This is a genomic window from Alteromonas sp. ABH4_454, assembly GCF_056311775.1.
The window spans coordinates 514,698-535,727 of the sequence record NZ_CM149972.1 but is presented as its reverse complement, the minus strand read 5'-3'; the positions used below and the strand labels follow the sequence as shown (position 1 = coordinate 535,727).

The 21,030-nt window shown below is 44.9% G+C and carries 19 protein-coding genes; 9 read left to right on the top strand and 10 right to left on the bottom strand.

Annotation, left to right across the window (positions count from 1 at the left end):
- Nucleotides 1-135: 135 nt before the first annotated feature.
- Complete coding sequence (locus tag ACYX4W_RS02295; protein ID WP_476074549.1) at nucleotides 136-2,019, bottom strand: diguanylate cyclase; 1,884 nt, start codon at nucleotides 2,017-2,019, stop codon at nucleotides 136-138.
- Between the two features lie 191 nt (nucleotides 2,020-2,210).
- Between ACYX4W_RS02295 and ACYX4W_RS02290 the strand changes: the two genes are divergently transcribed.
- Genes ACYX4W_RS02290 through ACYX4W_RS02280 form a run of 3 tightly spaced genes read left to right on the top strand, consistent with a single transcriptional unit; the run spans nucleotide 2,211 to nucleotide 3,985 of the window.
- Complete coding sequence (locus tag ACYX4W_RS02290; protein WP_476074548.1) at nucleotides 2,211-2,792, top strand: DUF3299 domain-containing protein; 582 nt, start codon at nucleotides 2,211-2,213, stop codon at nucleotides 2,790-2,792.
- A gap of 5 nt (nucleotides 2,793-2,797) precedes the next feature.
- A complete protein-coding gene (locus ACYX4W_RS02285) occupies nucleotides 2,798-3,244 on the top strand; it encodes a hypothetical protein (RefSeq protein WP_179984904.1) in 447 nt (148 codons plus the stop codon).
- 15 nt (nucleotides 3,245-3,259) lie between these two features.
- Nucleotides 3,260-3,985: a DUF3299 domain-containing protein gene (locus ACYX4W_RS02280; RefSeq protein ID WP_476074547.1), complete on the top strand. Its 726-nt coding sequence runs from the start codon at nucleotides 3,260-3,262 to the stop codon at nucleotides 3,983-3,985.
- Nucleotides 3,986-4,003: 18 nt separating this feature from the next.
- Here ACYX4W_RS02280 and ACYX4W_RS02275 read toward each other — a convergent pair whose 3' ends face one another.
- From ACYX4W_RS02275 to ACYX4W_RS02260, 4 genes are all read right to left on the bottom strand, one after another.
- On the bottom strand, nucleotides 4,004-4,801 hold the full coding sequence (locus ACYX4W_RS02275) for a 5'-nucleotidase, lipoprotein e(P4) family (protein WP_474856606.1): 798 nt from the start codon (nucleotides 4,799-4,801) through the stop codon (nucleotides 4,004-4,006).
- 63 nt (nucleotides 4,802-4,864) lie between these two features.
- Nucleotides 4,865-5,836 (bottom strand): GTP cyclohydrolase FolE2, encoded by a 972-nt coding sequence (folE2, locus tag ACYX4W_RS02270; RefSeq protein ID WP_476074546.1) that lies wholly within the window; start codon nucleotides 5,834-5,836, stop codon nucleotides 4,865-4,867.
- A 92-nt stretch (nucleotides 5,837-5,928) separates the two neighbouring features.
- Nucleotides 5,929-6,405 carry a MerC domain-containing protein gene (locus ACYX4W_RS02265; RefSeq protein ID WP_474856604.1) on the bottom strand — a complete coding sequence of 159 codons (477 nt, stop codon included), beginning with the start codon at nucleotides 6,403-6,405 and terminating at the stop codon, nucleotides 5,929-5,931.
- 68 nt (nucleotides 6,406-6,473) lie between these two features.
- Entirely contained in the window at nucleotides 6,474-7,145 is a 672-nt protein-coding gene (locus ACYX4W_RS02260; protein WP_476074545.1) for a ZrgA family zinc uptake protein, read from the bottom strand.
- An 86-nt stretch (nucleotides 7,146-7,231) separates the two neighbouring features.
- On the opposite strand from ACYX4W_RS02260, the gene ACYX4W_RS02255 reads away from it, so the two are divergent.
- Both ACYX4W_RS02255 and ACYX4W_RS02250 read left to right on the top strand, forming a co-directional pair.
- Entirely contained in the window at nucleotides 7,232-9,637 is a 2,406-nt protein-coding gene (locus tag ACYX4W_RS02255; RefSeq protein WP_476075432.1) for a TonB-dependent receptor, read from the top strand.
- A gap of 39 nt (nucleotides 9,638-9,676) precedes the next feature.
- Nucleotides 9,677-11,047: a 5-methyltetrahydrofolate--homocysteine methyltransferase gene (locus ACYX4W_RS02250; RefSeq protein WP_476074544.1), complete on the top strand. Its 1,371-nt coding sequence runs from the start codon at nucleotides 9,677-9,679 to the stop codon at nucleotides 11,045-11,047.
- Nucleotides 11,048-11,269: 222 nt separating this feature from the next.
- Here the strand turns inward: ACYX4W_RS02250 and ACYX4W_RS02245 are convergent, their stop codons facing one another.
- Together ACYX4W_RS02245 and ACYX4W_RS02240 are read right to left on the bottom strand one after the other, a co-directional pair.
- Nucleotides 11,270-11,692: a YybH family protein gene (locus ACYX4W_RS02245; RefSeq protein ID WP_474856601.1), complete on the bottom strand. Its 423-nt coding sequence runs from the start codon at nucleotides 11,690-11,692 to the stop codon at nucleotides 11,270-11,272.
- 334 nt (nucleotides 11,693-12,026) lie between these two features.
- The gene (locus ACYX4W_RS02240; protein ID WP_269918435.1) at nucleotides 12,027-12,203 is read right to left on the bottom strand and encodes a hypothetical protein; all 177 of its coding nucleotides are present in this window, start codon (nucleotides 12,201-12,203) and stop codon (nucleotides 12,027-12,029) included.
- 116 nt (nucleotides 12,204-12,319) lie between these two features.
- On the opposite strand from ACYX4W_RS02240, the gene ACYX4W_RS02235 reads away from it, so the two are divergent.
- Entirely contained in the window at nucleotides 12,320-13,090 is a 771-nt protein-coding gene (locus tag ACYX4W_RS02235; protein ID WP_476074543.1) for a sulfite exporter TauE/SafE family protein, read from the top strand.
- A gap of 71 nt (nucleotides 13,091-13,161) precedes the next feature.
- On the opposite strand, the gene ACYX4W_RS02230 is transcribed toward ACYX4W_RS02235, so the two are convergent.
- From ACYX4W_RS02230 to ACYX4W_RS02220, 3 genes are all read right to left on the bottom strand, one after another.
- A complete protein-coding gene (locus ACYX4W_RS02230) occupies nucleotides 13,162-15,180 on the bottom strand; it encodes a TonB-dependent receptor (RefSeq protein ID WP_476074542.1) in 2,019 nt (672 codons plus the stop codon).
- Between the two features lie 171 nt (nucleotides 15,181-15,351).
- Nucleotides 15,352-15,762 (bottom strand): hypothetical protein, encoded by a 411-nt coding sequence (locus ACYX4W_RS02225; protein ID WP_476074541.1) that lies wholly within the window; start codon nucleotides 15,760-15,762, stop codon nucleotides 15,352-15,354.
- Between the two features lie 62 nt (nucleotides 15,763-15,824).
- Complete coding sequence (locus ACYX4W_RS02220; RefSeq protein ID WP_476075431.1) at nucleotides 15,825-17,171, bottom strand: sigma-54 interaction domain-containing protein; 1,347 nt, start codon at nucleotides 17,169-17,171, stop codon at nucleotides 15,825-15,827.
- 237 nt (nucleotides 17,172-17,408) lie between these two features.
- Between ACYX4W_RS02220 and ACYX4W_RS02215 the strand changes: the two genes are divergently transcribed.
- The 3 genes from ACYX4W_RS02215 (at nucleotide 17,409) to cydB (ending at nucleotide 21,020) form a co-directional block, all read left to right on the top strand.
- Complete coding sequence (locus ACYX4W_RS02215) at nucleotides 17,409-17,945, top strand: Tll0287-like domain-containing protein (RefSeq protein ID WP_476074540.1); 537 nt, start codon at nucleotides 17,409-17,411, stop codon at nucleotides 17,943-17,945.
- A 361-nt stretch (nucleotides 17,946-18,306) separates the two neighbouring features.
- Nucleotides 18,307-19,887, top strand: coding sequence for a cytochrome ubiquinol oxidase subunit I (locus ACYX4W_RS02210; protein ID WP_476074539.1), 1,581 nt, complete (start codon nucleotides 18,307-18,309; stop codon nucleotides 19,885-19,887).
- Complete coding sequence (cydB, locus tag ACYX4W_RS02205; RefSeq protein WP_476074538.1) at nucleotides 19,884-21,020, top strand: cytochrome d ubiquinol oxidase subunit II; 1,137 nt, start codon at nucleotides 19,884-19,886, stop codon at nucleotides 21,018-21,020. The genes ACYX4W_RS02210 and cydB overlap by 4 nt, the downstream gene beginning before the upstream one ends.
- The last annotated feature ends 10 nt before the right edge of the window (nucleotides 21,021-21,030 follow it).

Here is a 21,030-nt window from a genome sequence, read left to right as displayed (position 1 = left end):
TTTTTTATGGAGTTGGGGGTGTTTTAAATTGTTGATATTGAAAGGTTATTGTCGTTATCTTTGACGCTTTTATAAAAAACGTATTTTGCATGTGAGATACGGCTATGTAGTTTTTTCCCATTAATGTGTATCAAATTACAAACATTTAATTACAGCGGTTTTATCTCTGCCAGTTTCTTTGGCTTCATAAAGGGCTCTGTCTGTATCTTCTAAAATGGCAGTAGCGCTTTGCGCGGACTCAATTACTTTTAATCCTGCTGAGAATGTTAATTTAATGTCTGCACAGAGTTGACTTGCAGAGGCTATTTTTAGCGTCTGACGGAAGCTATCAAGCTGTTTGTAAATTTGGTCTTCTTTAGCGCAATGGAATATAAACAGAAACTCTTCACCTCCTAACCTGCCCATATCGACGTGTTTAGTAAAAAGCTGTCGCGCAGTGCGAGCGAATAGGCGCAATGCATCATCGCCCATTTTGTGACCATAGTTATCATTGATAGATTTGAAGAAATCGATGTCTAACATTGCTACGTAAAATTTTTCGTTAGCCGCTTCAAAGGTGGCGAGAGATCCTTCCAGTAACTCTAGAATTTTGACCCGGTTATAAAAGCGGGTTAATGCATCGGTAGTAGCAAGCCGCTCTAACCTTTTTTGGTAACGCGCACGCTTAATGTAGAGTAAAAACAGTAGTAAGCTAAGTATTAGACATAACCCAGTGATTACAGCCAGTAAAAAGTTTCGTTGCTGGTTAAGCGCAAGCTTTTCTTCTTGTAATTGAGTGATAGCTTTTAAGTCGCTATTTTCTGCCTGAATTTCGTCTAGTTCGTAAAGCGTTCGTATTATTTGCTCACGCGACTTATCTAGTGATTCGGTTATTTTCTTATTTAATTCAATGTAGTGCTTGAGTGCGTCTATCGTATCTTGCTCGTTGCCAAACCTCTCAAGAATAGACAGTTTAAGATAAGCGGCTTCCAAATGGGCAACGCCTGCTTCTGCGCTCGCTATTACCTCTTCTGCAAGCCTAACCATCTCTAATGCCTCTGTTTTGTCTCCGCTGGACAGCGCCAGACGAGAAAGCGCTATAAGCGAGTTAAAGTAAATAGTAGTAGAGTCTAAATCACGGGCTAGGTCGCTTGCTTCTTCAAATAAAAGGCGAGCGGCGCTGGCTACCTCAGAGGTATTCCCTTGCACTAACAACATTTCCCCTTTGCCGAGTAGGGCTTTGGCTAGTAGGAGGGAGTTATTGTTTTTTCTTGCAATCTCTATGGCTAATTCAAAAAAGCGCGCGGAGTCTTTAAAGTTTGAAAGCCCTAGCTCTGTTCGAGCAAGCTTTTCTGCTACCCGACTTTGATTAACAGTGTTTTTCTTTTTAACCGCAAATTCATAAGCTTCGTTTAAATATGCTTTTGCTTCTTCGAATTTAGACTGCTGCAAATAAATAGTGCCTATCAGACCAGCAATATGAGAGGGGGGGACTTGTGTCTTGAACTGTGTAGCTAATTCATAAGCGGAGAGATAGTTATCAAGAGCAAGCTTAGGTTCTTCAATATTTTCAAAAGTAGTACCTAGTGTCATTAATACGCCAATATTCAATTGTATTACGCCATGGTTCATAGACCACTGCTTAACGGCGTTGAGCAAGCTAATCGATTCTTGAATTTCGCCTTTGCGTGAAAGTATTTTGGCTTTGAGCAATTTTGCGCGTTGCTGCATTAGCCTACTAGCGTAAACATCGCTTATGCATTTCTCTGCGAGTGCTAAAGCTTCATCATATTCGCCCTGTTTTTCTTTACCTAAGGCATAAAGGTATACCCATTCATGACGTTTTGGAGAGAACTGATTTGAATCGAGCAGCGACTTTAATCTAGCCATTTCTTTTTCGGGTGCTCGATGTAGCGCTTTGATACTGGCTATAACTTCATCGTTTGGTGCAGGGTTGATTTGGTTTGTAGCAGCGTAGGCGGGCTTTAACGCGAGAAGGGTGAGCAATACACTTGTGACAAAAAGTCCAGTTCTAGTCATTCAACTATGCGCCTATTTATAAAAACTCCATTCACTAAAATATAGTCTTTCGTTTCGAGCTTCGACAATATTGAGCTAAGTTTCTTGTTATGAAGGTCTCAATCAACAATGTGGGTAGATAAACGTAAAACTTACTTTATTGAAATATATTATGTTATAACGTATTTTTGTTTCTTTGATGGGGCATCTTTGTGAAATTTTTTGTCACGCTTCCTAGCGTTAAACTTGGTTTAATTGCGACACTACTAATGTTAGTTAGCGCGTTAAACTTAACCCGAGCCGCCGGTTACGAAGAAATTGACTGGGTAGCCCTTATGCCCGAGGACGATTTGAGCGCGCTTTTAAACAGACCTGAGTTTTTAAACGATATTGCCGATGGATCTGCCGCCGACTCAATTGATGATTTTGCTTCAAAGCAGCTAGAAGATGAACAAGCACAACGATATCAGCAAGCTTTAGTGTCAACCCGGGTAATAGATGAATTTGATGGTAAAGCCATTCGCATCCCCGGATTTATTGTACCTTTAGAGCAAAATGAAGAACAAAAGGCCACTGCCTTTTTCGTCGTACCGTATTTTGGTGCTTGCTTACATATGCCGCCACCACCGCCTAATCAAATTTTGTACGTTGAATACAAAGAAGGTGTCGCAGTAGAAAACTTGTACGATCCTTATTGGTTTGAAGGTACGGTAAAAATCGACAACCACGAAAGTGCACTGGGTACATCAGCCTATTCATTAGTGCTAGACAGCTTTACGCTGTACGAGGAGTAACTAACATGAAAAAGACGGTCGTTGCAGCCACTCTTTTATCGAGCTCAATAGTATTTCATAGCAGTGCATGCGAACTGCACGCGGGAATGGGTAATATGCAGTTTGGTTTTCAGCATCCTATGATGCAGCAGCACCTAGCGGCAGCGAAAGAGCCACTTATCTCCCTTAATATCGATAGGAAGCATGAAGTGGCAAAGCTCGAAGCGTCTGCTGTACCTCTGCGATTTACCATTCCTTCGAACTATAAAGAAGTGAGTGTAGATGTAATGGCAAGCGACGGCGTAACGCTACTTTCGCCGCAGCGATTCGCCCTGGTCTCGGCTAAAGGTGAACAAGCTATTAGCTTTCAGGCAAAAGAAGAGGGCACCCACGAACTCGTACTAAAAGTGTATGCGCTTAAAAAGAATGTGCCAGTCACTTATACGCGCAAAGTAAAAATTTTAGCGAGTTAGGCGCTGAATGCACAAATGAAGCGCCCCTCTTTTGCTTTACTGGCTTTCTTTATTGCATTCGCCGCATTAGGTGCGTTCGTCGGTTTAGGGCTTAATGGCAAACTTAATGGCCTTATCGGATTTTTCAGCAGTGACGTTGTTATTTATCAAGACGGCACGCGACTGCAGGAAACCCAACAGTATCAAGTTTTAACTTGGGATGCCTTGTTACCCGACGCCGAAAAGGCGCTGTTGGGCAAGACCCAATCGACTCAAAATCCTCAGCAGAATTTACCTCTTCACGAACAGGTATTTCAGTCTATTCAGCGTACGTTCGACGATGAGTATCAACAAGCGCTGATTTCAGTGAATACGGTTGATACATTTAACGGAGAGTATGTTGAGCTTAGCGGGTTCATTGTACCTGTTGAAGCAAATGCAGAGCGTGAAATAACGGCATTTTTCATTGTTCCATATTTTGGCGCATGTATTCACTATCCGCCGCCTCCGCCGAATCAAATTGTGTTTGTTTCGCTGAATAATACCCAAGAACAAGGCGGTATTAGGGGAATAAACATTCAGCAGGCTTATACTTTCTCGGGTGAGTTTTCTACAGGGCTCTATGAAGACTCTCAAGGAACATCGGCTTACCTACTAGACGTAATAGAAATAAAGCCCTATTCAGGATTGGGAAATGGTATTAATGATGGAAAAGCGGAATCTAAGAATGGCGCTTTCCATATAGAAAGCGACATTCGTTAATCTTATTTTTTCAATGTACTACCAAGAACCGTACATTGGGTTTGGCAGAATGAAAATCTCTGTACCAACTCGAGGCATTAGCGCCTCAACATTAGCAGATTCTTGGGTTACGCCGCCCACATCTTCAATATTGTCGCCAATTTGCATGATAATAGTGTGAGTTGCCGACCAAGCTGATGCTGTGTTGTTAGATGTATTTGAGCAAGCTATCTTGCCGTTAATAAGCTGCATTCTTCGCAAGTCTTTGTCATTAACCATACCTTCTTGTCCGACTGCTTTTTTATCTTCAGCAGTACGGCCAACTACGCAGGTATTGCTGGTGGTCAGCGGTAAACCTTGTGCTAAAAGATTATTCCACGTGTGCTTATCAAGCGTTTTATCGCGATTCGTAATAAGCGCCACTTTTCCATTTCGCTTAATAACCTCGTCGATAAAATCAGCGACGCCGGGAACCAGTGTGGCTTCTTCACGCTTTACCCAGTCAGCCCAGCTTTTTGATGAATAACCTAAGCCGACACTCTCGCGCTCTTTTTGGTAGGTACTATTATCTAGCACGGTTTCATCAACATCCATGACGACAACGTCGCCATTAGCAAAACGCGTAGGCAGTGCGGCAATGGCTTGGTTGTACACAAAGCTTGAAAGAACAGGGTACTCTTTGCTACTGGTTTGGTATATCACAGCGTTAGACAGCGTATGCGCTTTTTCACCGGCCAGCGTGGTAGATGGTGTTGACGAGCATGCCGCGATAACTGATACCGCAGCGCTAATGCACGCTAGTTTGCTGATATCAGCGAATTTTTTTACAGATAACAATGTTATTTTCCTTTTATCGTTTTCTCTGCTTGCGAATTTCAACGTACACAACCATGTATGATTTTATCGGTGAACCGGGCCTGATATTTCAGCGATAGCGTCGTGTGCATGCAGACTTTCTTGATGTTCTACTTTTACACGAAAATAGGTTGCTTGGTAATACGTACTGAACGCGGCATGTAGACGTCTTACCGAATCTTCAACGAACATTAGGTTTTCGGCATTGCGTTTTGCAAACGCCTGCTCATCTTCTCGCTTAACCGCGGTTTGAAGCGGCGTGCCCAGCGCAGTTTCTACTAAGTCGATAATGCCTACGAAGTCGGGAATATCGTTATTAGCCAAATCCAAGGTTATATCGGCAAAAGAGCGCTGGGCATGCGCTGTGGCGATGCTGGCTTCTTTAGAAGCAAGCCAAGCGCCCATTTCTTCTACAGTTGCTTGCTGCCCCTCAGATTGCATTCCAGCAAACTGCTTGCTCTCAAACTGTTTGCTCTCAAATTGTTTCACGAAGGCCTCTGCCAATGCCTTGCGTGAAAGTGATGCAGAGCATGGGCACGTACTGGAATAAGGCACTCTTAGCTTGAGCTGCGCTTTGTAATGCTCTGATGTACGCATTACACACAGTGAAGCAGGGTAGGATTGATACCCTGACGTTTTACTAATAAGCGCTGGACGCGACACGGCTAGATCAAAATGCAAATTTAATTGTGCGCTTTTACTGAGCCCATCTTGCGAATCGATAAGCGCGTTTATTAAGCTTGTTAGTGCCGACTTGTGAAGATCCTTATTGCTCAAGTACTGCTGTAGCAGCTTGTACAAACGAGACATGTGAATGCCTTTGGCGTTGGGATGATCTAAACTCACTGTTACATCCACCTTTGCCTGACTGGCTAAACGCTCTCCGCGTTTACCTAATACGTGTAGCGGTATTGCAATACCCTGCATCCCAACACTATCAATAGCAGGAACTTGAGCAGTAGATTGCTCAGTAGTGACATCGGGTAGTACCGTGTCGCGATGATCGAAACTAGACAAAATGACCTCTGACTAAAACCTTAAAGACCCTTACATCGCTATATTTTTAAGCGTCGCTCAAAAGAACAAACGTTTTTGATGAAGTGATGAAACTAATAGGTGTGTGATTGTGCTGTCTCTCGCTCTTCGCAGGTCGAGCCCTGAGTAGTTTCTCTGAGCCGGTAATTGGCAATATGCGCACTGACAATAATTAATGAAGCGACTACCGTGATTGTTACTTCACCATATTCGCCAAGCACCTCGTGCCCTAAACCTACCCATTCGACCAGCAGTGGGCTGCTTAGCAATGTAAGACCAGTAGCGCCAGCTAATACCACCCATTTATTTCGGTGGTGTAAATAGCCTACTGACAGCGCAAAGGCGCCAATAGGCAGTACAAAAAACAGTAGTATTTGATGGAAGGTTTCATCATTGAGAATAGACACGCTTGCCAATGCCGGTATTGAAATCAATAGAATAGGCGTTAATAAACAATGGATGACGCAAAGCGATGAAAGGGTCATAGCGATTTTGTCTGAAATGAGCTGCACTTTTGGCATTGCGCTGCTTCCTTGAGTTACAGAATTCATAGTATTTCCGAATATTGCTATGGCGCATGCTTCATTAATGAAACTTGCGCCTCAGAGTATAAAAATAATTAGTTGGTAATGGATAACGTTGGCTGACTTGGGGTTATTTCCATAGCGCCTTGCCCTTTGTTTGTTACCCAAATAGTGTTGACATGCTGCAAGCTTGGCCAATGGGAAAACCCTGTCATTTCAATACGCTTAAGAGGTTCTTGGCAGCTAAGCAGGTACGCTACGCGAAAATCAGAATGGGTGTTGTGATGGGCGTCGCTTTCGTGTTCACTGTCATGCTCATCATGCTCATCATGCTCATCATGCTCATCATGCTCATCATGCTCATCATGCTCATCATGCTCATCATGCTCATCATGTACCTCGGCTATTTCCCAAGGGCTCTCAAGGGTGGTATCGAGCAATTCACACGTATTGCTAAGGGAAAAAATGTCGTCGAAGCGCAGAAACAATTCCTGCATGTTCTGATAGCGTTTCTTTTCGTCAGCTGTGGTCGGTGTGTACTCAAACCCCAATACATCGGCAACAGGTAACTGAAGTACAAACTGCCATTCACTTCCCGCTTGTAGGATTTGTAGCTTTCCTTCGCCGTGAGTATGCTGCGCAGCGTGAATAGTGCTTATAACCATTCCAGCCAAGTTCAATCCGGCAAAAGCACCCACTTTAAGAAAAGCTGAAGAGGCGCGTAGCGCTTTTTTTGATTTTTTCCACGTAATAGAAATGGTTTTCATTTTTACCTCTTGCGTAAATGTTACAATATAACATACCATAAAAATAAAGTTGATACATTATCACATTACACAAATCAGAGGTTAGAATAATGAAACTGTCTCGATTGGCGCTAGGCTTATCGCTTTTAGCGCCTGCGTCACTTTTTGCGTCTCCGTTAGTGCTAGCACAAACGCTTTCTGGCACGGTAACCAATGCAGCAGGAAAGCCTCTCGCCAATGCCACTGTTGAAATTGAGGCGCTAAAGCGGGTTACCAGCACTAACGAGCAGGGTGAGTTCATTTTCTCTGACGTAAAGGACGGTGACTACACGCTGCATATTTTTGCATCGGGTTTTGCTCATTTGCATAAAGAGGCAACAGTGCAATCGAACTCTACAGGTGGCACTAACTTTGTCCTAGCGCGAAGTGCTATTGAAGTGATTGATGTGCATGCCACCCCTATGCACTTATCTGTCATGGAATCGGCTACGCCAGTAAGCGTGTTATCAGGTGAAACCTTACGACGTCAACAGGCGGCAACACTTGGCGATACGCTAGAGAAACTGCCTGGCGTACAATCTAATTTTCATGGCAACGTTGCAAGCACGCCGATAATTCGAGGCCTCAGCGGTCCAAGGGTACTGATCACGCAAAACGGGTTGGATGTGAGCGACGTTTCTCGCGTTGGCCCAGACCATGCAGTAGCAAGTGAAGCCTCAACCGCTAACCAAATTGAAGTACTACGAGGGCCTGCGACCCTTTTCTTTGGTAGCGGTGCAATAGGCGGTGTGGTTAACGTAGTTGACCAACGCGTGCCGACCTCCACTGAAACACGTGGGGAATTTTTACTAGAAACCCAAAGCGTTAACGACCAGAAGCTAGGAACGTTTAACGTGACCACTGGCGTTGACAACATAGCCTTCTATGCTGACGGTTTTTATCGCGACTCAAATGACTATGAAACCCCAATGGCGCCTGATATCGACGACCCGGATGGCGAGCATGTAGTTGAGAACAGCAACGAAGAATCCCACGGGTTTACATTAGGTACTAGCTACTTATTTGACCAAGGTTATGTTGGTGTAGCGGTAGAAAGGTTCGAGCGAGAGTACGGCGTGCCTGGTGATAGCCATGGTGATGACTCATCAGTGTTCGCTGATCTCGAGCAGACTAAGTATCAACTTTTAGGTGAGTACAACTTTACTCATGACTTTTTGCAAAGTGTTCACTTTAGAGCGGGCTATACCGATTACGAACACGCTGAAGTAGAGAGTGGTTTTGTCGGTACTACGTTTAGCAATGAAACCGAAGAACTTCGCGTTGAGCTATTGCACAAACCCATGGCCGGCTGGCGTGGCGGTGTGAGTCTTCACTACAAAGGCGCGGACGTTTCGGCGCAAGGTGAAGAGGCCTTTACACCTCCTTCAGAAATGGAGATGTTCGCTATAGCGTTGATGGAAGAACGTCATTTTGGTGACTTCTTGGTTCAATTAGGAGCCCGAGCAGAAAGAGTAACGCTGGACGCTTCGAGTGTGTTGCTGCCCGAGTTAGATGCTCACGACCATGATGAAGAGCACGAAGAAGACGAGCATGATCATGATGAACACGAAGGCAGTGAGTTTGTTCGCCAGTTCGCGGTAGACCAAGAGTTTACGCCTATGTCACTGTCGGCAGGTGTGGTTTACACCATCAATGATAGCTATAACGTAGGCGTTTCACTTTCCCGTTCAGAGCGGGCGCCTTCAGCCTCTGAGCTCCTTTCTTTTGGCCCGCATATTGGCACCCGTACCTATGAAATAGGCGCCTTGTTTGATTTGTCAGAGGAAGGGGAGTTTGTGCTTTCTCAAACGCCTATCGATCTTGAGACGGCCAACAATATCGACCTAACGTTTAGAAAAACACAGGGCGATGTTGGTTTTGTATTTAATGCTTTTTATAACCAAGTAGATAACTATTATTTCCATGAAGAAACTGGTTTATTCGCTGAAAGTGGTCATGACCACGATCATGGTGAAGAAGAGCACAGTGATGAAGAGCACAGCGAAGACGAACACAGCGATGAATTACCTGTCTACCTATTTGGTTCAGCTGACGCCATTCTTCATGGTTTTGAATTACAGGTTGCATGGCAAACCACTGATAACCTAAAGCCTGATTTCTTCGCCGATTACGTTAAAGCCCGACTTAAAGATGGTGGCGCACTGCCGCGTACGTCGCCTATGCGCGTGGGGACACATGTTGCTTACACACTTGATAACATCCGCGCCGACTTAGACATTACGCATTTTGCCAAACAAGACGACATCTCAAACTTCGAGACTGAAACTGACGGTTACACCCTTGTTGATGCAGCAATCACCTATGACATTCCATTGGGTGACGTCGACTTATCTGTTTACCTGAGCGGTGAAAACCTCACAGACGAAGAAGCGCGCGTTCACACCTCATTTTTGAAAGATATTGCACCGCGTCCAGGCAGAAACTTTGCCTTCGGTGTACGTGGTTATTTTTAAAATCAGCTTAGAAAAAGAATTATTGATAGGGATACACACATGAAAACTAGACTTACGCTTAGCGCTATAGCCAGTGCGCTTTTGCTTGCAGGCTGTGGTGATGCAGAAACAAACATTGTAGAGCTGGATCCTATTGAGGTGCCAGAAGACGATCACGACCACGACTCAGACTATGAAATAGAAAGTGAAGGCAGATTAGTGGTCGCTGATGCTGCTTCAAATACGCTCACTGTGTTTGATTTAGATGATGATTCAGTACTCGATACCTTCTCTACCACCCATGATGGTAGTAGTGTAAGCGCCTCAGCAGACTACCGCTTTGCAGTAATTAACAGCCGAGCAAACGGATTAACTGAGTTTCTCGATGGTGGATTATGGCGTGAAGACCACGTAGAACACCTTCATGACTATGAGGAAGCTCCAAGTTTGTCTGATTTCACACTAGAAGGCAGCCAACCGACTCACGTAGTAACCCACGATGGTCAGCTTGCAGTGTTTTACGATGGTGACGCCGATACCAGTATGCCTGCAGCGGTAAAAGTGGTAACTGACACTCAAATTGCCAGTGAAATTACAGACGTTCCTACTTTGGAGTTTACCGTAAACATGCACGGTGTCGCCGAGCCTCGTGGTGACATGCTGATTAGTACCGTACGTCGTGATGATGCAGAGTCTCTTTCAGCCAACCCAATCTTGCCAGACAGTGTTGCGGTATATCACTGGCATGATGGCGAGTACGAAGAAGAGCAACGCTTTGATGGCGAGTGTGCTGATTTACATGGCGCAGCTCAAAACGAAATCGCTGTGGCATTTGGCTGTAGCGACGGTGTATTAATATTAAACGAAGCTGATGAAGTATTTACCAGCACGTTTATCGACAACATTGATGCGCTTGGCGACCTGCGCATTGGCACAATGTATGGACACGAACACGCAGACGCGTTTATCGGTATTGCTTCACAGTACGGCGGTGGTAGTGCTGTTTTAGCTAACGTGTCGCCCGTAACCAGTACAATGAGCGTAATTGATTGGCAGCCAGAGACTGACGCTCATGCAGTGTCATACGGCTTCTCAATGGGCGGTGAATTCTTTGTTATTTTAGATGACAAAGGTTTTGTAACTCTGCTAGAAGCGCATGAAGAAGACGGTGATACGCACTGGGAATTGTCGCACAAAATTGATGTGGCCAGTGCCAGCGCCGCAAACCTAGCAGAAGGTCAGTCATTTAGCATGGCGGCATCGCAACACGAAGAAGCCTTGTTTGTTGTTGACCCTGTCGCGCAAGCTATCCTTGCTGTTGATTTGGAAAGCGAGACCACGGAAACCTTGCTTGAACTGGATTTTGAGCCTGCAGGTGCAGTTTGGCTAGGTATTGCTGAAGAACACGAGCACGACGATCACGACCACTAATCAGGCGTAGTGTTTAACAAACGCTAATGAGTGTTTGAATTTAGCAATTCACAGATAAAGGGCATAGCGATATGCCCTTATTTTCTGAATCTTTCATATTTATTATACATTCGTTAATTTCGTTTATAACAGCCCTCGCTTCTTTCTCCGCTTTATATATAAGCGACTATTTCTCAGTTGCTTTCTACCGTTATTGATTCTGAATTCGTATATTGGTGTCGGTCATGCAAAATCTAACAAGTCAGTACCGAAGAAGTTATCGATGACACAGCGCCATTCACCACTCGCATCCCTTTGCAAAACGTAGACGGCGCGCTTGCCCTCGCAGGGTAGGGCGTTGGGTGTAGCTTTGGGTACAAGATAAAGCTTAGCCACGACTAGCGCTACGTCACCGGCTTGTATAACCCGTTCATCTCCGGTGGTAACAAAATGCTCGGGCATAAATTTCTTTTGAAATTTAAGCAGGGCGTCAACGCAGTCGCGTTGCGTAGCATGTTCTTCAATGATTTGGTTTTGCATTGAATTGGACATGGGGGTAGCGACCACTGTTGCATCGCTAGCATAACATTGGGATAAGGCGTCTTGATCGCCGCGGTTTACTGCGTCATGCAACTGTTGTAACACGTGAGATATTGGATTGTTCATGGCTGTCGTTCCGTTCTTTTTACCGCAAGACGAGCCAATAAAAAACCCGCCTTTGCGGCGGGTTTAGTGAATTCTATTTACGCACTAGCTAACCCGCCCATTCCTTAGAATAGCGAGAATAATAATCAGCGCAGATGCTGAGTAAGCAGTATGTATATTCATGTTTTTAGGCATAGTGTTTAAAAACAGTGTGCTGCTAGTGAGTATTTAATGACCCGAGTATCCTGTGCGCCAAACAGAAAGTCAACGGTTTTTTAGGTTAAGAAATCAGACCCATGCGAGCGGGTGGGCAAGCAGTAAGTGTAAGGTATAAGATGAAAGGTGTAATACTACTCTAGGCTTCAAATATGGTAATGCGAATAATCGAGCCCTGCTTTAAACAGTTATAGATATCTTCATCAGTAAAGCCACTGTTATGGAGAATTTGCCTGGCAACAAGCTTGGCGTCTTTTGTGCTGTGCTTGTCGCATATTATTTGAAGTGCTTTGTTTAAATAGCTAATAGAAGGCATGCTAAATAACCTAACGCGACACAAGTAACTTTGTATGATATTTAAACGGTGTTGTATGGTGTTGTGATCACTAACGCCACGCAAACAGTGTCATAAATTAAGGTGGAGTTTGACTCTTGGAGTTAATTTTTAGCTGGTTAACGGCCAACGATACATTGTCGATGTCAACGTCAGTAGTGCTTGTTGTCACATCATTCTTTACGTCTATGATGACTGCAACATTAGGTATTGGTGGCGGGGTGTTATTGCTTGCTGTAATGGCAGGTACTATGCCGGTTAGTGCGCTGATCCCAGTTCACGGGCTAGTTCAGCTTGGTTCCAACGGAAATCGTGCACTGATGACGGCAAAGCATATCGACTGGCGTATGCTGAAATATTTTTCTTTAGGTGCAGTTGTTGGCGCTTTCTTAGCGTCGTTTATTGTGGTTCAGCTGCCGCTCGTTATCATTCAGTTTGCAGTTGCTGCATTCATTTTATTTTTAGTGTGGGGGAGTAAACCCAAAGCACAAGAAATGAGGCCCGCGGGTAGAACGTTGGCGGGGTTGGTGACCACCTTGGTTTCAATGTTTGTAGGTGCCACAGGGCCTTTGGTGGCTGCATTTGTACACCGAAATAAATATAGCAAAATGCAGATAACCGGCACATTTGCCAGCTGCATGACACTCCAGCACGGCCTTAAAGCCTTCGTGTTTACCTTTGTAGGGTTTTCTTTTGCGCAGTGGGCAGGGCTTATCATCATTATGATTGCCAGTGGTGCGCTCGGCACGTTTTTTGGTTTGAAGGTATTAAAGCGTGTGCCGGCGGAGAAGTTTATGCTGGCGTTTAAGATTGTAGTGACGCTTTTAGCCCTTCGCCTGCTATGGCAGGCTATAGCTAGCTTGTTATAGAAAAAAGAGCTTAAGAAGTTAGCTTCTTAAGCTCAGCATGTTTTTTGCCTTTTCCGTTATTTTTTGGCTGCTTAAAAGCGATAGTTCAACGACAGATGCCACTCCCTTCCAGCACCAGGCACGCGCTCTCCTACTTCAACATCGGCGTTCATTACTCGATTGATGCCGGCTGTATGTGGAGCATATTGTTTGTCGAACAGGTTATGAATAGTTGCCGTAACCTGAAGATTCGACTGCGCATTATCAAAAAGCGTTAAAAGCCCTGAGATATGAAACAAACCATAGCCTGCTGTGGGTGCTTCACTTTGCAGTGCCGAGATATGGTTTTGTGCACCTGCTAATTCAGATGTAAGCTGCATCTGAAGCGGCGCGTCAAAGACCTGAGTATTCCATTGAACTGTTGTTGTTAACTGCTCTGGCGCAATGCGGAACAAAGCATCATCAATGTCATCACGGTTACCATGCTGAATGGTTGCTACTGCTCGCAAGCTTAGGTTTTCACTAAGCTCGCCTTGCACGGCCATATCTACACCTTTGATAACAGCGTCGGTATTCGTCCACTGAAATGGCGCTGTACCAGCCATCATGGTAGATACCATGTTCGCCGCCATATTCGTACTAGGTGAGCCGGTAATGTAGTCTTCTATGTCTTGATAGAAAAGGCGTGGAGAGATAGTCCAATTTTTATAGGTGTAATCAACACCCACATCTAATTTACGCGCAGTTTCATTGTCTAACTCGAGGTTGCCTATGTAGTTAAAGCCGTCAGCCATGCCGCCCGAGATGCCAAGTGGCAGCCAGGTATAACGTTCGAAATAGGTAGGAGCGCGATTTTTCTGAGAAATACCAAGCACGATATCAAGCGAGTCGCTCGCATGGTAGCGGGTGGTAGCGGCTATATCTAACATGTTATAGTTTTCGTCACGCTCAGCGGCGTTAAAATTACTGACTAACGTAGCAACTGCTGGGTTCATCATCACCATGTTAGAACCCGCTTCTCCGGCTTCCATATTAACGCGGGTGTATCGCGCACCATAAGTAGACGAATAGGCTTCTTTGTTTATTGTCCATTGGGCATAAATACTCGCGGTATCTCTTTGTACATTAGTAAAGTTATCTACAAAGAACATACCGTTATTAGGGTTAGTAATAACAGAGTTGTTGCGGCTGTGGTGTAGATAAGCGCCCAGTTCAAGCTCGCCGTTATCCAACGGCATAACGTACTTGGCATCCAAACCCTGAGCGATAGCGTCTGCATTATTCTCTCTAGCCATATCAGCTGACATTACCATGCGCTGGGAAAAGTTATCCATGGCATGTTGGTTACTGTTGCCAAACCAATTTATGGCAAAGTACTCTGCTTCGCCGGCGTTGTAGCGATAACCTAGTCGGTACCATGCTGCATCAATAAAACCTATATCCATGGCGAGCGCTGGTGTGCCGCTCTCATTGGTATTTAGTTGTTGATAGCTAGCATCGAATTGGTGCTTTCCCCATTCATAGCCAAGCCTAAATTTGCCGCCATTTCTTTGGTAATGGCTGTTAGGTATAACGGCGTTATCGCCCGATTCTCGCTCATCACGCTGCTGATGCATGAAGGCGCCGCTAATGAAAGCTTGGTCCGTTTTGTAAAGCACATTGCCTTGGTATTGTTGTCCGCTACCCGGGCCAATTAAACTTGCATTTACACTGCCAGTAATACCGCTACCTAAAGCAAAAAGAGATGCCGCATCGGCGTTAATTCGCAGCTTTCCACCTAGCGTTTGCACCCCAGCACTCACCGGTACAATACCGCGATACAAAGTAGCAGTAAGACCTGGCTCTGGTAGTACGTGGGATAATGGCGAGTCCATGGAGTTAGGCCCCGCGCCCGCTATATCGACACCGTCGATAGATAGACCGACCCTATCGCCAAACAGCCCTCGGTATTGAATAAGACCTGTAACCGGCCCGTTTCGGGAAACGGATACGCCAGGCAGTTGCGCTAACTGATCGCCAAAATCAGCGTCTATATTAGTTGCGGCGGTCACCGTTTCTCGCTCAATTTCTACTGTATTATCCTTAAGCGAAGAGCCAATAACTGTAATCACTTCTGTTGAAGCGCTGTCAACGAACGCCGATGTGTTTGCATAAACGTGTGCAGATGTGCAGGCAGTCTGAAATAGCGAATGCCAGTAAAGAATACTTCATAACAATTCCATTAAATAAACGAACTTTATGCACGGTTAAACCATGCGCGTTAAGTGTGTTTTAAGGTTTTGTTATGCAATTGGTGGAGCGCGGCCAAGCGGGGCGGCAAACGCAAATGATGTGTAGGGCGCTGCTGCAAGGCGAGATACTAAGGCGCGATAGCGCACAAGGGATAGCACTACTAATGCATCTACAGGTACGTTGTCCATTTGAGGAAGGTCGGCCAACGTGCCGTTGGTACAATCTACGTGCTCAACAGGTGCTTTAAGTAATTCTGGGCTTATAAATACAAACTCACCTTCAAGCTCTGTTGCGCTTACCGATATATAGCGCATGGTTTTGCCAGTACAGATAAGCTCAATGTCATCACCCACCAACCCACGGGCATGCTGCATAGTATGCGAAGCAAGGCCTAGTGCTAATGCATTTTGCAAAAGCATACAGAGGCAGAGTGTTAAGGCTGTAAGGCGTTTAATCGACATTTTTTATCTTTTTAGATTGCGCACTTTTATCATAGCCTGTGCCGACAGTTTATTTCCACTGATTAATTGTGTTCGTTAATACCTGCTTTGATACCGGCTTTATTTAATTTTCGATAAAGGGTACGTGTACTCACGCCCAACTGGTCCGCAAGCTGGTTTATATCGCCTTTGAAAGTATCATAAACTTCAGCAAGATAAGCATGCTCGGCTTCTTCTAGGGTCATAACTTCATTCGCAGGCTTTGCCAGCCCCTTAATATCCACTTTTCGAACGTATTTACCATTACTATTTGCCACTGGGCTTAGGTCTTCGCCTGTAAAGTCATCGTCAAGGTCAGGCAAGTCTGACTCGTATATTACGGTCTCATCGGCAAGTAATATGGATTGCTCCACGATGTTACGTAACTCGCGAATATTGCCCGGAAAAGTATAGCTACTCAATTTCTCTAGTGTTTTCTTGCTGAAACGCTTTTTCTCTTGCGACTGCGCTAAAAAGTGCGTTGCGATAAGCGCAATATCTGACGGTCTTTCTCGCAAAGACGGAAGGCTAATAGGAAAGCCCGCAATTCGGTAATAAAGATCGCGTCGAAACTCGCCTCTTTCTACCATTTGTTTCAAATTCTTATGCGATGCGCAAACCAAACGGAAGTTAGCTTTCTTAGAGACTACGCTACCCACGGGGCGATAGGTTTGGGTTTCAAACAATCTTAGTAGTTTAACCTGCATGGCAAGCGGTATATCACCTACTTCATCAAAAAATAGGGTGCCGCCATCCGCCGCTTCTACTAGCCCTTTTTTGTTTGAAGTAGCGCCAGTGAAGGCACCTTTTTCGTAGCCGAATAACTCACTTTCAAGTAAAGCGTCAGACAGTCCAGTGCATTCGATTACGACAAAAGGCTTGTTTGCTCGACTACTGCTAGAGTGCAATGCTTGCGAGACTAACTCTTTACCTGTACCAGTTTCTCCATGTAGCAGTACGGCTATATCTGAATTTGCAGCGCGATTTATTTTATTAAGCATAGTTTTAAATGCTTCAGACTCGCCAATCATTTTGCCTGCTGCAGGACTATTAGATGCAAATGCAAGCTTATCTAAAATCTCTAAATAACCTAATAAATCGCCATTTCCATCGAAAATTGGACGCATCAAAATATCGCAATAACTTTGACCTTCGCTGGTGGAGTGAATATGTACCACGCTCGCCGCTCGTCCAGTCGTCTTACTTTGCTGCATGGGACACTGCTCGCCGCATTGATCACAGGGTTTGTTGTTGCGATGAGATACCTGATAGCAGGTGCTATAGCCTAACTTAATATTAACGGGGTACGTGTCTCTGTAAGGCGCATTGACCGCCTCAATAATATAGTTTTGATTGATGAAAATAGCGGGTTTGTCTATTGCATCTATCATTGCTTGTACAATTGATATGTTCATTGTCAGCGTATTAGTTAATTCTAATTTTATTTCATCAATTTAACATACTGGCACAAAGCTTGTTCACTGTTTGAGATAAATGACTTGGCTTTAGTAGCCATAAACTCAGTTATCAGGAGCGTTACCTTATGAATAAATATGTGGCTTTAATGGCGTTAAGCACGATATTAAGCGCAATGTTAAGCAGTCTGTAGTCTCGCTGAAAAACCTCAAGTGGCTAATGCTGATGCGCAAGAAGGCGAGGTGCAAATAAAAGTGAAACAGGCCAAAGGGCACGTAAAAGCACTTGGCGCCGGATTAAAAACGCGACTTCAACAAGCTATAAAATCTGGTGGTTTAACAGCGGGCGTAGAAGAGTGCCAATTAGCCGCAGGGCCAATTGCTGAGAGCCTAAGCAAGAATGGTTGGGCGGTAGGACGTACTTCACTCAAAGTACGTAACCCGGATAATGCACCGGATGGCTGGGAGCGAGAACAGCTAGCGCATTTTTCTAGTCTTTTAGAGAAAAACAAACTAACTAGTGAACCGCTTAAAAGACCCTTAGACGCATATCAGTATGATGATGAAAGCGGTGAATTTCGTTATATGATGGCCATTGAACAAGGTCAACTTTGTATGGCGTGCCATGGCACTAATGTAGCCCCTGCTGTGAAAGACGTTATTGCCAAGCATTACCCTGATGACCAAGCTACGGGGTTTAAGGTTGGTGATTTGCGCGGTGCTTTCACGCTTACATACCAACCTGAATAGCGGTGATTTTACAACTTAGTCCCACAATGTCTTACTGACAAAGTGCTAACACTTTCCTCCCCTTTACATCAGTGTCATTTTTGTCTCTTTATTGACAAAAATGACGCGGTTTTCATATTAGATTCTTGCGATGGATCAAAGTGCTCAACTTTCGACCATGGAATAATCCCTCTGCAGCGTACGAAGATGCCGTTCTGCAACCAAGCTTTGCTTTTAAAGTGAAACCAATTTGGCGAGTGGCATAGACCGTGCTCTAACAAAGCTGCCAAAGCTGCAATTTCAGTAGATATCCCACTGAATATTAAACGACCCATTTTTATTTCATGCGCTTAGCGCACCTGTTTGACAAGGGAGATAACCCATGAGCGATACGTTAATAGAACTATCGCGGTGGCAATTTGCATTAACTGCGATGTTCCACTTTATTTTTGTGCCCTTAACGTTAGGGCTTAGCTTTTTACTTGCCATTATGGAATCCGTTTACGTGATGACAGGTAAAGAGATATATAAGCAAATGACCCAGTTTTGGGGAAAGCTGTTTGGAATTAACTTTGCCATTGGGGTAGCTACTGGCTTAACCATGGAGTTCCAGTTCGGCATGAACTGGTCATACTATTCTCACTATGTGGGCGATATTTTTGGAGCACCTCTGGCTATTGAAGGACTGATGGCGTTCTTCTTAGAATCTACATTCGTAGGTTTGTTCTTCTTTGGCTGGGACAAAATGTCTAAGGTTAAACACCTTATGGCAACCTGGCTGGTCGCCATTGGCTCAAACTTTTCAGCATTATGGATCTTAATCGCTAATGGTTGGATGCAGTATCCAGTAGGCGCTGAATTTAACTTTGAAGCCATGCGTATGGAAATGACCAGCTTCGCTGAGGTTGTTTTCAACCCGGTTGCACAAGTTAAGTTCGTTCACACGGTATCTGCAGGTTACGTGACTGGCGCTATGTTCGTATTAGCCATTTCAAGCTATTACCTGCTTAATCATAAACACATCGCTTTTGCGCGTCGTTCATTCGCTATAGCTGCAAGCTTTGGTTTAGCGGCCACATTATCAGTTATTGTGCTTGGTGACGAAAGTGGCTATGAACTGGGTGACGTGCAAAAAGTGAAATTAGCTGCTGTGGAAGCTGAATATGAAACGCATCCCGCGCCAGCACCCTTCACTGTTTTTGGTATACCTAACGATGAGAAAGAGGAAACCGAATACGCCCTTCAGATTCCGTGGGCAATGGGCATCATTGCAACCCGTTCGTTAACCGAAGAAGTGAAAGGTATTAAGGATCTTAAAGAAGAGAATCGCGAGCGTATTTTAAGCGGCATTAAAGCGTACGAAGTGCTTGATGATGTAAGAAACGGCACAGCGACCGCTGAGCAGCGTGCAGCCTTTGAAGCCAACAAAGACAGTCTTGGCTACGCCATGCTGCTTGAGCCCTACACAGACGATGTATCAAACCCATCAGAAACGGCGATTCAACAAGCCGTTGACTACAGCATTCCTCCGGTGGCCCCGCTATTTTGGAGTTTCCGAATCATGGTTGCTGCAGGTTTCATTATGCTTGCTCTGTTCTTGTGCGCATTTTATTACAGTACAAAACATAAAATCACCAAGCCTCGCTGGCTACTAAGAGGCGCGCTTTATGGTTTGCCACTTCCTTGGGTGGCGTGTGAAGCAGGCTGGTTCGTTGCTGAATATGGTCGTCAGCCATGGTCTATTGCAGAAGTATTGCCGGTGCATACCTCAGTGTCTAACTTGGCGATTAGCGATGTGGTAATCACTATTGTTGCCTATACCGTCTTCTACACAGCAATGTTCATCATTGGCTTTTACCTAATGAAAAAATTCGCGAAGAAAGGTCCTGTGCCTCCGGAAGATACAAAGACTGAAACTGAGCTTGATCTTATTGACCTTGATGAGCAAGGAGCAAAAGCATGATTGATTATGAACTGTTACGCGTCATTTGGTGGTGCTTAGTTGGCGTGCTGCTAATTGGGTTCGCCGTCACTGACGGCTTCGATTTAGGAGTGGGCGCTTTGCTTACCCTTATCGGGAAAAATGACAAAGAACGTCGTGTGATGATTAACACCGTTGGACCTCACTGGGACGGAAATCAGGTATGGTTTATTACCGCTGGTGGCGCTATCTTTGCGGCGTGGCCAATGATTTATGCTACGGCGTTTTCGGGCTTTTACCTCGCGTTAGCATTAACCTTAATTGCCCTATGGATGCGTCCTATTGGTTTTGACTACCGCAGTAAACTACCAAACCCTCAGTGGCGCAAAGCCTGGGACTGGGCGCTTTTTGCTGGTGGCATTATTCCGTCGCTCATTTTTGGCGTGGCGTTTGGTAACCTGCTATTAGGTGTGCCTTTCGAGCTAGATAGCACCCTTAAATCAACCTATACAGGTTCGTTCTTTGGTTTGCTGACGCCTTTTGCCCTGGTGAGCGGATTACTGTCAGTAGCTATTTTACTTAACCACGGTGCAACCTGGTTACAAATGAAAACCGATGGTTTTATTGAAGTTAGAGCCCGCGCCGTGTCAGTAGTATTGAGCCTGGTAGGCGTAGCCTTGTTTGTTATTGCAGGTGTTTGGGTAGCATTTGGCTTAGATGGCTTTGTGATTACCTCTGCGGTAGACACTATTGCCACATCGAACCCGCTTAAGAAAGAGGTAGCTATTGAAGCGGGCGCTTGGATGAGCAATTACAGCAAATATCCTTTCATGGTGGTAGCCCCTGTATTAGGTGTAGTAGCTGGTCTTGCCTGCGCGTTCTTCTCTAAGAAAGGCAATCCGGGTATGGCGTTCGTATCAAGTGCATTGTTTATCACGGGTGTAATTTTAACTGCGGGCTTTTCAATGTTCCCGTTCCTAATGCCTAGCATCACCATGCCAGAAGCTAGCCTTACCGTATGGGATGCAACGTCTAGTCACATGACGCTGAACGTTATGTTCATTGTTGCCTGTATCTTTGTACCCATTGTACTTAGCTACACCGCTTATAGCTTTTACGTGATGCGTGGTCGCATCAAAAATGATGACCTCGACCAATCGCACACTATCTATTAAGGAGATATTT